Source organism: Streptomyces sp. NPDC048436 (assembly GCF_043200355.1).
Taxonomy (GTDB): domain Bacteria; phylum Actinomycetota; class Actinomycetes; order Streptomycetales; family Streptomycetaceae; genus Streptomyces.
The window spans coordinates 23,190-37,598 of sequence record NZ_JBICXP010000002.1; the positions used below are offsets into that span (position 1 = coordinate 23,190).

Below are 14,409 nucleotides of genomic sequence, written 5' to 3' on the forward strand. Positions count from 1 at the left end.
AGTTCCGAGGTTGGACCAACGGGGCGGCCCACCGGGGGTCAGACCCCGGCCGGCACCGCCGCCTTCAGCCCGCGCCGCGCCCGCATGAACGGACGTGGCCGGTCCATGGCGAGGACCGCCGTGGTGTGCCCGTCCCGCTCGTACGCGGCGAGGAAACTCCCCTCGTCCGGGGACCCTTCGAGGAGGCGCACAGTGTCTTCGGCGCGCCGCCGCCCGGCGAACTGGATGCGCGAGCCGTACTGGTCGGACCAGAAGTAGGGCGCGGGACGCACGGTCTCGGCGGTGTGGCCCGCCAGCAAGTTGCGTACGGCGACGCGGGGTTGCTCCGTGGCGCTCGTCCAGTGCTCGGCGCGTGAGCCGCCCACTCGGGCGACGTCGCCCACGGCGACCACCTGCGGCAGCGCGGAGACGCAGCCGTCGTCGCAGAGGACTCCGTCACCCAGCGCGAGGGTGGAGCCCGCGAGCCAGCCGGTGTTGGGTGCGGCTCCGATGCCGACGACGACCGCATCGGCGGGGAGCAGGCGGCCATCGGCCAGTTCCACGGAGCGGACGGCCGTGCGGCCGTGCAGTGCGGCCACACCGATGCCGGTCACCAGCTCCGCTCCCCCGCGCGCGTGCAGCCCCGCGCACACGGCCGCCATGTCCGCGCCCAACTGCGGGACGAGCGGCAGCGGGGCGGCCTCGACGACCGTCACGTCATGCCCGAGCGCCACGCAGGATGACGCTGTTTCGGCACCGATGAACCCGCCGCCGATCACGACGACCCGCCGCGGCCCTGCGGTGAGTTCCGCGCGCAGGGCGCGGGCGTCGTCCAGGGTGCGCAGGGTGTGCACTCCCGCCAGCTGTGGCCCCGGCAGGCGGCGCGCGGACGCTCCGGTGGCGATGACCACCCCGTCGCCCGAGACGGTCCTGCCGTCTTCGAGGAGCACGGTGCGGCCTCGCGGGTCCAGGGCGCGGGCCCGCACCCCGAGCAGCCACTCGGCGGCGAGTTCGGTCGTCTCCTCGGCGTCGGACAGGGCGAGTTGGGCCTCGTCGGCCTTGCCGGTGAGGAAGTCCTTGGACAGCGGCGGCCTGTCGTACGGTGGATGCGGCTCGTCGCCGATGATCACGAGTCGCCCGTCGAATCCCTGGGCGCGCAGCTCGCGCGCCGCGTAGAGCCCGGCGAGCGAGGCGCCCACCACGGTGATGGTCCTCATGCGGCGGAACCCTCCTCGGCCACGAGGTGGACGTGGATCGTGCCGTCGTCGACGCTCACCCGGTGGGTGCGCACGGCGCGGCGGGCCGGCAGACAGGTCGGCCGCCCGGTACGGAGATCGAATGAGGCGGCATGGAGCGGGCATTCGACCAGACAGCCTTCGAGCCATCCCTCGGAGAGAGAGGCGTCCTGGTGGCTGCAGGTGTCGTCGATGGCGTAGATCTCGCCGTCGGCGTTGAACACCGCGATGGGTGGAGTGGTGTCGACACGGACGGATTCGCCCGCGGGGAGGTCTTCAAGGCGGCAGACGGGAATCATTGGGCCCCCCTCTTGATCTCTCTCGGCCCGGTCCTGACACCTTCCCGGTCCAGGACCCTTCGGTAACATGATGTTTCACATGGCGCACGAGGGAGCGCTATACGCAACAGAGTCCAGTCGGGGAGCCCGTCGCGTCAAGGGCTTCCCGAAGATGCGGCTTCAACCGGCCGCCAGGTGGTGAGAGTTGAGATATGACCGGCACGCGGAAACAGCCTGATCAGAACGAGGAGCCGCGCGAGGATCGCCCCGAAAACCGACCCGAGTCCCGCGAGAAGCAGCCGAAAGCGGCCCCGGCGTCCGTCCAGTCCGTGGACCGCGCCGTCAGCGTCCTGGAGATACTCGCCCGGCTCGGCGAGGCCGGGGTCACCGAGATCGCCGATGAGCTGGGGGTGCACAAGTCGACGGCCTTCCGGCTGCTCGGCGTCCTGGAGAACCGGGGCCTTGTCGGCCAGGCCAAGGACCGCGGGAAGTACTTCCTGGGGGCCGGCGTACTGCGCCTCGCGGGGGCGGCGGCAGTGCGTCTGGACATCTCCCAGGAGGGCGGCCCGGTCTGCCGTGACCTCGCCGACGAGCTGGGCGAGACGGTCAACATCGCGATCCTGGACGACGACGCCGCGGTCAACATCATGCAGGCCCGCGGCCCCGCGTCCGTGACCGCGCAGAACTGGCTGGGCAGGCGCACCCCGCTGCACGCCACCTCCAGCGGCAAGATCCTCCTGGCCCACCTGCCGACGACGCTGCGCGAGGGCCTGATCGCGCGGACGCTGCCACGCCTGACCGAGCACACGGTGACCGGGATGGTGGCGCTGCGCGGCGAGCTCGAGAACGTCGTCGACCAGGGCTTCGCCATCGCCGTGGAGGAGTTGGAGGTCGGCCTGGCCGCGGTCGCCGCGCCGGTGCGCGCGCACGACGGCAAGGTGATCGGGGCGCTCAGCGCGTCGGGGCCCGTGTACCGCCTGACCGAGGACCGCCTCACGGAGCTGGCCAAGCGCACGGTCGCCGCCGCCGTGGAGCTGTCGCGGCGGATGGGCTACGGCTTCTGACCAACGGTCACCAGGCGCGCGGGACGAGGGCGGAACCGGAAACCCCGGTTCCGCCCTCGCTGCGTGTCGGCCACGCCCCGTGTCTCGATCGCGTTTCGCCGTGCCCAGCTGATTTGCCAAGGGTTAACTCCCACCCCTTGACGGCCTCTTGATGGCGTTCCCAGTATGTCTCTCATAGCGCAACCCGTCGTGCAGTGCGCAACAGCAGAGGAGCCTGGCCGTGCCACACGAGGTCCGTGCCGTCGTCGCCACGAAGAAGGGCGCACCCGTCGAGGTGCAGACGATCGTCGTGCCAGATCCCGGACCGGGAGAGGTACTCGTCTCCGTGCAGGCCTGCGGGGTCTGCCACACGGATCTGCACTACCGGGAAGGCGCGATCAACGACGACTTCCCGTTCCTGCTCGGCCACGAGGCGGCAGGCACCATCGAGGCGGTCGGCGCCGACGTCGCCGATCTCGCCCCCGGCGACTACGTCGTGCTCGCCTGGCGCGCGCCCTGCGGGGCCTGCCGCTCCTGCCTGCGCGGCCGCCCCTGGTACTGCTTCGACTCCCGCAACGCCACCCGGCCCATGACCCTCATGGACGGCACCCCCCTCAGCCCCGCCCTCGGCATCGGCGCCTTCGCCGAGAAGACCCTGGTCGCCGCGGGACAGGCGGTGAAGGTGGACCCGGCGGCCCGCCCCGAGGCCGCCGGACTCATCGGCTGCGGGGTGATGGCCGGATACGGGGCGGCCGTGAACACCGGCCGGGTGGGCCGGGGCGACACCGTGGCGGTCATCGGCTGCGGCGGTGTCGGCAACGCCGCGATCGCCGGGGCCTCCCTTGCGGGCGCGCGCCGCGTCATCGCCGTCGACATCGACGAGGCCAAGCTCGACGGGGCGACACGGTTCGGCGCCACGCACACCGTCAACTCCCGTGGCACGGACCCGGTCGACGCGGTCCGCGAACTCACCGGCGGTTTCGGGGTCGACGTCGCGATCGACGCGGTCGGCACCCCGTCGACGTACAAACAAGCCTTCTACATGCGCGACCACGCGGGCGTGCTCGTCCAAGTCGGCGTGCCCGACCCGGAGATGACCATCGACCTGCCCCTGATCGATCTGTTCTCGCGCGGCGGCGCCCTCAAGTCCTCGTGGTACGGGGACTGCCTGCCGACCCGGGACTTCCCGATCCTCATCGACCAGTACCTCAGCCGCAGGCTCGACCTCGGCGGGTTCGTGTCCGAGACCATCACGCTCGACCAGGTCGAGGAGGCCTTCGGCAGGATGCACCGCGGTGAGGTCCTGCGTTCGGTGGTGGTCCTGTGAGCGACCGCCCTTCGACACCCCGCGTCGTCGTCATCGGCGCCGGCATCGTCGGCTGCTCCCTCGCCGACGAGCTGACCGCCCGCGGCTGGACCGATGTCACCGTCCTCGAACAGGGCCCGCTGCCCGCCCCCGGCGGCTCCACCTCGCACGCCCCGGGCCTCGTCTTCCAGACCGGCCCCTCCAAGACCCTGACCGCCTTCGCGACGTACACGGTCGAGAAGTTCGGGGCTCTCGAGGTGGACGGCCTCTCCTGCTTCAACCCGGTCGGCGGCCTCGAACTCGCCACCACGCCGGAGCGCTGGGCCGATCTGCACCGCAAGGCCGGGTACGCCGCCTCCTGGGGCGTCCGCGCGGAGCTGGTCGGCCCGGCCCGGTGCAAGGAGATGTGGCCGCTCATCGACGAGAGCATCGTCCTCGGCGGCCTGCACACCCCCGACGACGGGCTCGCCCGCGCCGTGCTCGCCTGCCGCGCGCAGATGGAGCGGGCACGCGCGCGTGGAGCACGTTTTCTCGACCGGCACACCGTGACGGGCATCGAGCAGGAGGGCGGCCGGGTCACCGCCGTCGTCACCGACCGGGGCAGCTTCCCCGCCGACCACGTCGTGTCGGCGGCCGGTTTCTGGGGTCCGGTGATCGGCCGCATGGCCGGTGTCGGCATACCGCTGCTGCCCCTCGCCCACCAGTACGCGAAGACGGAGCCGCTCCCCGAGCTCGCGGGCGTCAACGACCCGCGCACGGAAGCCTCGAAGCCGATCCTCCGCTTCCAGGACCGTGATCTGTACTTCCGTGAGCACACCGACCGCATCGGCATCGGTTCGTACGCCCACCGACCGCTGCCCGTCGACGCGTTCACCGTCCCGGCGTACGACGACTCCGATGAGATGCCGTCCTCGTACCCCTTCACTGAAGAGGACTTCGCGCCCAGTTGGGAGGACTGCCGCCGACTGCTTCCCGCGCTGCGCGGCACCGAGGTCGCGGAGGGCTTCAACGGCGTCTTCTCCTTCACCCCGGACGGCATGCCCGTCCTCGGCGAATCCCGTGCGCTGCGCGGCTTCTGGCTGGCCGAGGCCGTGTGGGTGACTCACTCGGCAGGTGTCGCGAAGGCGGTCGCCGAGTGGATGGTCGACGGACGGCCCTCCATCGACGTACACGACTGCGACCTCACCCGCTTCGACGATGCCCAGCGCTCTCCCGCGTACGTCGCCGACCGCGGCGCACAGCAGTTCGTCGAGGTCTACGACGTCCTGCATCCGCTGCAGCCGATGGAGCAGCCGCGACCGCTGCGGGTCAGCCCCTTCTACGCCCGGCAGGAGGAGCTGGGCGCGTACTTCCTTGAGGGCGGCGGCTGGGAGCGTCCGCACTGGTACGAGGCGAACGCCCCGCTCCTCGCGGACGTCGAGGTCCCCGAACGCGACGCCTGGTCGGCCCGCCACTGGTCGCCGATCGCGGCAGCCGAGGCGAAGGCGACCCGCGAGAAGGTCGCCCTGTACGACATGACTCCCCTGCGCCGCCTGGAGGTGTCGGGGCCCGGAGCGCTCGCCTTCCTGCAGCGCATGACCTCCAACAACCTGGCCAAGAAGCCCGGTGCGGTCACGTACACCCTCCTCCTGGACGAGGCGGGCGGCATCCGGTCCGACCTCACGGTGGCCCGGCTCGCCCCTGACCGCTTCCAGGTCGGCGCCAACAGCCCGGCCGATCTCGACTGGCTGCAGCGGCACGCCCCCGACGACGTACACCTGCGGGACATCACCTCGGGCACCTGCTGCGTCGGCGTCTGGGGTCCGCTCGCCCGCGAGCTCGTCCAGCCGCTGACCCGCGACGACTTCTCGCACGAGGGGTTCGGCTATTTCAGGGCCAAGGAAACCTATATCGGCCATGTCCCGGTCACCGCGATGCGCCTCTCCTACGTCGGTGAGCTGGGCTGGGAGCTCTACACGAGCGCCGACACCGGGCTCCGCCTCTGGGACACGCTCTGGGAGGCGGGGCAGGAGCACGGCGTGATCGCGGCCGGGCGGTCGGCGTTCAACAGCCTGCGTCTTGAGAAGGGGTATCGCGCGTGGGGTCATGACATGACCACCGAGCACGATCCGTACGAGGCCGGGGTCGGCTTCGCCGTCCGCATGGACAGGGGCGACTTCGTGGGCCGTGCCGCGCTCGAACAACTCGGCCCCGCCACTCGCAAACTCACCGCCCTGCTCCTCGACGACCCGGCCGCCGTCGTCCTCGGCAGGGAGCCGGTCTACGTCGACGGGGCACCGGCCGGGTACGTGACCAGCGCCTCTTACGGCTACACGCTGGGCCGTTGCGTCGCCTACGCGTGGCTGCCGCCGCTGGAGACGGGGTCGGGCGTCCACATCGAGTACTTCGGCGAGAAGGTGCCCGCGACGGTCGCCGAAGAGCCCTTGTTCGACCCGAAGATGACCCGCATCCGCCGATAGCCGCCGCTAGCAGTCCCTCGGCGTTCAGCAGTCCCTCAGCGTTCTGGAGGAAGCCCCGTGTCCCCCACCTATGACGTGATCGTGATCGGCCTCGGCGGCATGGGCAGCGCCGCCGCCCACCATCTGTCCGCGCGGGGAGCCCGTGTCCTCGGCCTGGAGAAGTTCGGACCCGTCCACAGCCGCGGTTCGAGCCACGGGGGTTCGCGCATCACCCGGCAGTCCTATTTCGAGGACCCCGCGTACGTCCCGCTGCTGCTGCGTTCGTACGAACTGTACGAACGACTGGAGCGCGACACCGGCCGCGAGATCGCCACCCTGTGCGGCGGTGTGATGCTCGGCCGGCCCGAGAGCCGCACCGTCTCCGGGTCGCTGCTCTCGGCCCAGCAGTGGGGCCTCCCCCACGAGATGCTCGACGCGACCGAGATACGCCGGCGCTTCCCGACGCTCAGCCCGCGCGACGACGAGGTCGCGCTGTACGAGGCGCGGGCCGGGCTCGTCCGACCCGAGAACACCGTCGCCGCGCACCTTCAGCTCGCCACGCGACAGGAAGCCGACCTGCACTTCGAGGAGCCGATGACGCGCTGGGAGCCGTACCGGGGCGGCGTTCGCGTGCATACCGCCGAAGACACCTATACGGCAGGTCAGTTGGTGATCTGTCCGGGGGCCTGGGCACCAGGGCTGCTCACCGACATCGGGGTTCCGTTCACCATCGAGCGGCAGGTCATGTACTGGTTCCAGCCAAGCGGCGGTGTGCGGCCCTTCCTTCCGCGGCACCACCCGATCTACATCTGGGAGGACGCGGACGACGTGCAGGTCTACGGCTTCCCCGCCATCGACGGCCCGGAGCTCGGCGCCAAGGTCGCCTTCTTTCGCAAGGGCACCGTCTGCACACCCGAGACCATCGACCGTACGGTCCACGACCATGAGGTCTCGGCGATGGCCGACCACATGGCGCGCCATATCCCGTCCCTGCCCGGCCAGTTCCTCAAGGCCGCGACCTGCATGTACTCCAACTCGCCCGACGAGCACTTCGTCATCGCCCGCCACCCGGCCCACCCGGACTCGGTCACCGTGGCGGCCGGGTTCTCCGGGCACGGCTTCAAATTCGTCCCCGTCGTCGGCGAGATTGTCGCCGATCTGGCGCTGCGGGGCGCAACCGAGCACCCCATCGAACTCTTCGACCCCAGCCGCCTTGCCGCCACGCCCGCCTGAGGAGTACGCCACCGTGACGACGACCCCCGCGGCACCGTCCGCCACCAGCCTGATCACCACGCTCCCGGGCCACTTCTACACCGACCCGGAGATCTTCCGGCAGGAACAGGAACGCGTCTTCGAGTCCCTCTGGTTCTGCGCGGTGCGCGCCGCCGACCTCGGCAAACCCGGTGCCTTCCGCACGGTCCAGATCGGCCGCGAGAGCGTTCTGGTCACCCGTTCCCGTGCCGGAGAGCTGCGTGCCTTCCTCAACATCTGCCGCCACCGCGGCGCCCGGCTCTGCACCCAGGAGTCGGGTGAGGTGCGCCGCGCGCTCCAATGCCCGTACCACGCATGGACGTACGACCTCGACGGCAAGCTGATCGCCGCGCCGAACCTGGTGAAGATGCCCGACGTCGACCGCGCCGAGTACGGCCTGGTCAAGGTCGCCCTGCGGGAGTGGCTCGGTTACGTCTGGGTGTGTCTGGCCGACGAGCCGCCCTCCTTCGAGGAGACCGTCATCGGAGCGGCCGTCGAACGCCTCGGCGAGACGGCGTCCATCGAGCACTACGGGACCGAGTCACTCGCCCTCGGCAAGCGCGTCACGTATGACGTGCGCGCCAACTGGAAGCTGATCGTCGAGAACTTCATGGAGTGCTATCACTGCGCGACCATCCACCCCGAACTGACCGATGTCCTGCCGGAGTTCGCGGACGGGTTCGCCGCGCAGTACTACGTCGGGCACGGTGCCTCGTTCGGCGAGGAGGTCAGCGGCTTCACCGTCGACGGCAGTCCGGGATTCGGCCGTCTCCCCGAAGTGGCCGACGATCAGGACCGCCGCTACTACGCGATCACGATCAAGCCGACCGTCTTCATCAACCTCGTACCCGACCATGTGATCCTGCACCGGATGTTCCCGCTGGCCGAGGACCGCACGGTCGTCGAGTGCGACTGGCTGTACGCGCCCGAGGTCGTGGCGTCCGGCGTCGATCTCACCAAGTCCGTGGAGCTCTTCCACCGGGTGAACGAACAGGACTTCGAGGCCTGCGAGCGCACCCAGCCCGCGATGGCGTCACGCGCCTACCGCGGGGGCGGGGTGCTGGTCCCGACCGAGCATCACATCGGGCTGTTTCATGAGTGGCTGACCGGTCGGCTGGCCTAGCCGGTCGTTCTACGGGGCGGTCGCGGGGCGCTTGTACATGCGCGTCGCCGTGATCTCCCCGTGCACCGTCTCCTCGGCCGGGTCCTGCTGCGGCAGGCCGGGCCGCAGGTGCTCCTCGACGCTGATGTACTTCAGGCCCGCACGCAGGTCCGCGTCATTGCGCAACCGGATGACCAGCGGGAACTCCGCGAGCGCGGTCGTGTCGAACAGGCCGGTGGTGTACAGCAGCTGCACGCCGAGCGCGTCCGACACGGCCCGCTGGAGCTCAAGCAGATATGTGGCGTTGGCGCGGCCGATGGGGTTGTCGAGGAAGAGCGTGCCGGCGTGGCGGTGCTTGTCGCGGCCCCGGTCGTTGCTGCGCAGCGCGGCCATCGTGCAGTACAGGGCGATGGCGGCGGTGAGCAGCTGGCCGCCGGAGAAGACGTCTCCCATCTGCCCGACCGGCACCCGCTCGGCGCGCAGCACTGCGTCCGGTTTGAGGATCTCCACGGCGATGCCGCGCGGCTCAAGGGCGGCCTGAACTCCGCGAAGGAGCAACGACATTCCGTCCCGCCGCAGGTCGGAGTTCTTCTTGACCGCGGCCCGGGTGGCCTCGTCGATGACCTCACCGAGGCGCTCGGTGAGCGTGGCCTGGTCGGGCTCTTCGAAGCGGACGCGCAGGAACTCCTGGCCCGACCACTCGCCGAGGCCCTCGGGCAGCTGTGAGAGGCGCTGCGCGGAGCGGAGCGTGGCGAGCGCGGACTCCACGAGCCCGCGCAGGCGGTCCACGATGCTGTCGCGGTTGCGCTCCAGCTGCTCAAGCTCGTCGGTGAGCACGCGCAGGCGGGGCGCGAAGGCGTCGGCCCACTTCTTGGCGTGCTCCGGCAGCGCGGACGCGGGCAGTTCGCGGATCTGCTGGCGGGCGGGGGTGCGCACCTGTTCGTAGCGGGTGGAGTTGGCATGTCGTACGAGGATGTCGCCGGCCTCGCGGACGGCGGCCTCGGCGGCGGAGAGGTCCGCGGCGCAGCCGCGCAGGGAGCGCCGCGCCTCGGCCGCGGCGTTGCGGGCCTCTTCGAGGGTGCCGGGATAGGGCTCGGGCTCCTCGGCCGCCGCGGCGCCCTCGGTGTCCTGGTGCGGCTCGCGCAGCAGGTCGCGCAGGAGGGCTGCCGTCTCGTCGAAGCCGCCGGCGGCTTCCTCGGTGGCGCGGTGGGCGTGCAGGAGGGTGGCGTGCGCGTCCTTGGCCTGGCTCAACGCCTCGGTGTGGGCGGCCAGTTCACCGGTGGCGGTGCGCAGGAGGGCCTGGGCGTGCTCGGCGTCGGCGGGGACGAGGTCCTCGGGGAGCTCGGTGTGTGCGTCGGCGTCATCCTGCGGGGCGAGCCGCTCGGCCTCGCCGCGGAGCCGGCCGAGCTGCTCGCTGGCGGCGGACGCGCGGGTCTCGATGAGCTGGACCTGGGCCTCCGCGCGGGCGGACGCGGCCTGCCGGGAGGGGCCGTCGGAGCCGTCCGTGCCTTCCAGGAGGAGGGCGGCACGGGTGCGGACCTTGTTGCTGAGCCGGTCGAGCTCGGCGAGGGCGCCGCTCTCGTCGCTCTCGGCGCGGGCCTGTTCGGAGCGCAGGTCGGCGCCGACGCCGACCTTCTCGTAGAGCTGGGAGGCGGCGCGGTAGGCCTCGCGGAGGGCGGGCAGCGAGGTCTTGGGGGCGCTGGTGTCTTCCGGCAGGTCCTCGGGGGCGCCCGCGATCTCGGCGCGTTCGGCGCGCAGGGCGCGGGCGGTGCGGCGGGCGTCGTCGGCGGCGCGCTGGGCGGCGCGGCGGTCCTCGTCGGCGGCGCGGGCACGGTCCAGGCAGGTCTGGGCGCGGGCCTCCGACTCGACGGCGTCCTCGGCGAGTTCGCGGAGCTTGGTCTGCCAGCCCGCGCGCTCACGCAGGCGGAACGCGAGCCCCGCGAGGGCGTCGGCGACGCGCCGCGCGCGCTGGGCGGCTTCCTGCCGCTCGTCACGCGCGCGTGCCGCTTCGGCCGCCGCCTCGTCGGCCTCGGCCCGGATCGTACGGGCTTCGACGAGCTCGGCCTCGGCCTCCTCGGCGAAGGTGCGCGCGTCGCGTGCGGCGGCGGCGAGCTCTTCGATGCGGCCTGCCGGGCAGCCGCCGCGCCAGGAGGCGAGCCGCGCGGCGAGCTCGCGGTCCTTGGCCAGGCGGACGGCGAGCGCCCTGATCTCCTCGTCGCGCCGCGCCGCCCGCGCGCGGAGCGTCGTCCGCTCTTCGTCTGCGGCGTGTTCGTCGTGCATGGCGGGGTTCGGCGGTACGAGGAAGACGCTCCCGTCGGAGCCGCCGCCGGCGTCCTCGCTCGGTGTCGGGGCGAGGAGGGCGGCCGCGGTGCCGACGGCGACGGCGGAGCGGGGCAGCAGGGCGGCTCCGGCGAGCGCTTCTCGGGCACGGGCGTGCGTGGCGGGGTCGGTGATGACGACGCCGTCGACCAACTCGGGCCGGGCGGCGAGCACGCGCGCGTGGTCGGTGGGGTCGACGGCCTGCGCGAGGTAGCGCCAGCCGGGGAGCGCGGGGATGCCGTGCTCGCCGAGGAACTCGACGGTGGCCAGGACGTCGGGCCCCGGGGGCAGCAGCCCTCCGTCACCGAGGGCGGCCAGGATCCGGGAGTCGTCGGCGGCGGCGGTCCGCAGTTCGAAGAGCTGCCGCTCGGCGGATGCGACCCCGTCGTCGAGGAGTGTGCGGAGGTCGTCGGCGCTGCGGTCGAGCTCCGAGAGGGAGAGGGGGCCTTCGGGGAGCGACGCGGTGGCGGTGCGGGCACCCGGGCGCTCGGCGGAGGCGGCCGTCGCGGTGCCGGAGCCCGCGGCTTCGAGGGCTGCGGAGCCCATGGCTCCAGGGGCTGCGGAACCCGTGTCTTCCCCGTCCGACGAGCCGTCCCCGCGGGCCTCCGCGCCCTGCCGCGGCTGCGGAACCCCGCGCGGGGAGACCGCCCCCGGAAGGCCGAGCAGTTCGGCGACGCGCTCATCCTCGGCGATCGACTCCGCGGCGCGGCGCTCGGCGTCGTACGCGTGCTCGGCGGCGTCCGCCGCGTCCGAGGCGCGGGCCGCGGTGAGTTCGGCGCGGGCCTCGGCGGCGGCCGCGTCCTTGGCGTGTTCGGTGGCGCGCAGCGAGGTCTCGCGGGCGGTGTCCCAGGCGGCGCCCGCGGCCTTCTCGGCGTCGCTCGCGGCCAGGGCCGCACGTGCCGGGTCCGCGTCCGGTGCGGTGTCGTCGAGCCAGCCCGCGCGGACCGCCTCCGCGGTCTCCTGCTCGACTTCGGAGAGGCGCTGGCGCAGGTGTCCGGCCTCGCTGCGGGCGCGCTGCGCCTCGGTCGCGGCGACGGTGGCGTCGCGGTGGGCCGCCTCGCCGGTCTCCTGGAGCGCCGCCGAGCGCTCCTCCTCCTCGTTCGCGAGGGACTCGGCGCCTTCGGCCGCGGTGTGCAGGACCCGGACGAGATCGGCCGCCGCCTTGGAACGGGCGGCCAGCGCGGGCGCCGCGTCCCGCTCGGCCTCCAGGATCGCGGAGGCCACGCGCGCGGAGCGGTCGGCCGCGGCGCGGTGCCGCAGGACGGCTTCGGCCGCCTGCCAAGCGGAGTGCAGCTGGCGGGCGTCGGCGAGCTCACGGCGCTGCGCCGCGGCGGCCTTCTCGGCGACGGTGAGCGCCAACGAGGCGTGCCGGAAGGCGAGTTCGGCGGAGATCAGCGCGGAGCTGCCGCGTGCTTCCTCCGCCGTGGTGACGGTCCGCGCGGCGGCGGTGACCCGCTCGGCGAGCTCCCCGGCGCGGCCCCGCTCGGCGACGGCGCGCGCGGAGAGGCGGCGGGCGAGCGTCCGGGTGCGCCGCTCGGCACCCGCGTGCACGTCACGCGCTCGCGCGCGCGCGTCGGTGGCGTCGACGATGCGACCCAGCAGGTCGACGGAGCCCGCGGTGAAGTCCCGTTCGGCGATGAGTTCGGAGCGGCGCCCCAGCTTGTTGCCGAAGCCGTGGACGAGGTCGGCGAGGCCGTCCGTGTCGCGGGTGTCCGTGACGGCGCGCAGCAGCAGGTCGGTGAAGTCGGAGTCCTTCTTGACCGCGAAGAGGCCCGCGGCCTCACCCTCGTCGGCGTTCATCTCCCGCTGGTAGCGGAAGAGTTCGGGGTCAAGGCCCAGATCGCCGAGGTGTTCGATCCAGCGGTCGTGGATCTCCTCCCAGTGCACTTCGAGGTGGGGGTACGCCTTGACCGCCTCGGTCATGGCGTCGCGGAAGCCCTTCATGGTGCGCCGCCTGCCCTGCGCGCCCGAGACGCCTTCCACGGACGGCCGGACGGCGGTCGACTCGGCGACCGGCAGCGAGTCCAGGCTCAGGCCGGGGCCCGGCCGGAAGGAGTACCAGGCCTCGGCGAACTTCCGCGGGTCGTTGGAGACCTGCCGTCCGCGCCATTCGCTGACCTTGCCGACGACGACGCACTCGCCGGTCAGCGTGTGCTGCCACTCCAGGGCGACATGCCCGCAGTCGTCGGCGAGGAGGAACTTGCGCAGGACGCCGGAGCTGGCGCCACCGAGGGTGTTCCGGTGGCCCGGCAGCATCACCGAGAAGATCAGCTTGAGCAGCACGGACTTGCCGCCGCCGTTCTCCAGGAAGAGCACGCCCGCGGGCGCCGGGCGGCGCGGCGGGCCGGTCGGCTCGTCCTCGAAGAACTCCGCCTGGGCGGGCGCGGGGTCGGGCACCTCCGCGCCGACGCCGCGCAGGTCAAGCACGGTGTCGGCGTAGCGCGCACCGGCGGGGCCGATGGAGTAGAGGCGGACCCGGGACAGCTCGTACATGGCGGCGGACTCTCGTCGTAAGTCGTGCGGAACGGCAGGAAGTGGTGAGGCGGGCGGGGCGGCGACGTCAGGAGTGGAACGGCAGGCCCGCGTCGGCGGCCAGCTCCAGATCGTCGGACTCGTCGGGAGGCAGCAGGGTCGCGGACCCGTCCGTGACGGGCACGATGCCGAGTTCCAACAGCTCGGCCATCGCGGCGGCGCCCGCCATGTCGCGCACCTGCAGCTGATAGCGGGCCGTGGTGCGGTACGTCCCGCCGGAGTCGTCGCCCGTGCGCTGGAGGAACCCGGAGTCGGTGAGGAACGCGACGGCCTTGGCGATGATCCCGGTGGTCGACCCGGCGAGGCGCCGGGCGTCCTTGGTGGCGCCGGTCGAGCTGCGCCGTGCCCAGATCCGCCAGGCGGCCTCAAGGCCGGGGGCGTCGGTCGCCGGGTCGGTGTTCTCGCCGTGCTCCTCGGCGCGCTCCTCAAGGCGGTGGCAGGCCTGGCGCACGAAGGCGTCGACTCCGTTGACCGTGACCCTGCCGATGTATCCGTCGTCGGCGAGGTCCTCAGGGCGCGGGAATGCCAAGGCGGCGACGGCGAGATGGGCGAGGCCGTGCAGGAAGCGGTCGGTGGAGTCGGCGGCCGTGCGGCGTGCGTAGTCGCCCATGCGGACGGCGAACACGGAGTCCTCGGCGGCCGTCACGGCCATCCCCGCGCGCGGGGACACTTCGAGGACGACGAGCCCGAGCCCGGTGGCGACGGCGTCGGCGAGCCGCGCGAAGGGCGGGTCCTCACGGTAGCGGCGCAGCAGTTCGGCGTACTCCTGGTCGCGGGCGGGCTGCAGCTTGGGCTGGAGCCCGAAGGCGACGAGACGCGCGGCGTCGGCGGCGTCGGCCGGGGTGATGGCGGCGGTCGCCGCGGGCGCCGCCGCCGCGTCCGGCTCGCCCCACGCGGCGTGCTCTGTGGGGTGCTCGGTCACGGCT

At 72.6% G+C, this 14,409-nt stretch carries 9 protein-coding genes; 5 read left to right on the plus strand and 4 right to left on the minus strand.

Annotation, left to right across the window (positions count from 1 at the left end):
* Nucleotides 1-38: 38 nt before the first annotated feature.
* Together ACGFX9_RS06645 and ACGFX9_RS06650 are read right to left on the minus strand one after the other, a co-directional pair.
* A complete protein-coding gene (locus ACGFX9_RS06645) occupies nucleotides 39-1,196 on the minus strand; it encodes an NAD(P)/FAD-dependent oxidoreductase (RefSeq protein WP_393465813.1) in 1,158 nt (385 codons plus the stop codon).
* Complete coding sequence (locus tag ACGFX9_RS06650; protein ID WP_160503688.1) at nucleotides 1,193-1,513, minus strand: bifunctional 3-phenylpropionate/cinnamic acid dioxygenase ferredoxin subunit; 321 nt, start codon at nucleotides 1,511-1,513, stop codon at nucleotides 1,193-1,195. Before ACGFX9_RS06650 ends, ACGFX9_RS06645 begins: the two co-directional genes overlap by 4 nt.
* A 191-nt stretch (nucleotides 1,514-1,704) precedes the next feature.
* Between ACGFX9_RS06650 and ACGFX9_RS06655 the strand changes: the two genes are divergently transcribed.
* The 5 genes from ACGFX9_RS06655 to ACGFX9_RS06675 all read left to right on the plus strand — a co-directional run bounded on the left by ACGFX9_RS06655 (nucleotide 1,705) and on the right by ACGFX9_RS06675 (nucleotide 8,653).
* The gene (locus ACGFX9_RS06655) at nucleotides 1,705-2,556 is read left to right on the plus strand and encodes an IclR family transcriptional regulator (RefSeq protein ID WP_393465819.1); all 852 of its coding nucleotides are present in this window, start codon (nucleotides 1,705-1,707) and stop codon (nucleotides 2,554-2,556) included.
* Between the two features lie 220 nt (nucleotides 2,557-2,776).
* Nucleotides 2,777-3,862, plus strand: a complete 1,086-nt coding sequence (locus ACGFX9_RS06660; protein ID WP_393465825.1) for an S-(hydroxymethyl)mycothiol dehydrogenase — start codon at nucleotides 2,777-2,779, stop codon at nucleotides 3,860-3,862.
* Nucleotides 3,859-6,300, plus strand: coding sequence for an FAD-dependent oxidoreductase (locus tag ACGFX9_RS06665; protein ID WP_393465830.1), 2,442 nt, complete (start codon nucleotides 3,859-3,861; stop codon nucleotides 6,298-6,300). Before ACGFX9_RS06660 ends, ACGFX9_RS06665 begins: the two co-directional genes overlap by 4 nt.
* Before the next feature lie 57 nt (nucleotides 6,301-6,357).
* Nucleotides 6,358-7,512 (plus strand): N-methyl-L-tryptophan oxidase, encoded by a 1,155-nt coding sequence (gene solA, locus ACGFX9_RS06670; RefSeq protein WP_393465834.1) that lies wholly within the window; start codon nucleotides 6,358-6,360, stop codon nucleotides 7,510-7,512.
* 13 nt (nucleotides 7,513-7,525) lie between these two features.
* Complete coding sequence (locus ACGFX9_RS06675; RefSeq protein WP_393465840.1) at nucleotides 7,526-8,653, plus strand: aromatic ring-hydroxylating dioxygenase subunit alpha; 1,128 nt, start codon at nucleotides 7,526-7,528, stop codon at nucleotides 8,651-8,653.
* 9 nt (nucleotides 8,654-8,662) lie between these two features.
* Here ACGFX9_RS06675 and ACGFX9_RS06680 read toward each other — a convergent pair whose 3' ends face one another.
* Both ACGFX9_RS06680 and ACGFX9_RS06685 read right to left on the minus strand, forming a co-directional pair.
* Nucleotides 8,663-13,444: a hypothetical protein gene (locus tag ACGFX9_RS06680; RefSeq protein ID WP_393465847.1), complete on the minus strand. Its 4,782-nt coding sequence runs from the start codon at nucleotides 13,442-13,444 to the stop codon at nucleotides 8,663-8,665.
* Between the two features lie 67 nt (nucleotides 13,445-13,511).
* Complete coding sequence (locus tag ACGFX9_RS06685; protein WP_393465852.1) at nucleotides 13,512-14,405, minus strand: hypothetical protein; 894 nt, start codon at nucleotides 14,403-14,405, stop codon at nucleotides 13,512-13,514.
* Between the last annotated feature and the right edge of the window lie 4 nt (nucleotides 14,406-14,409).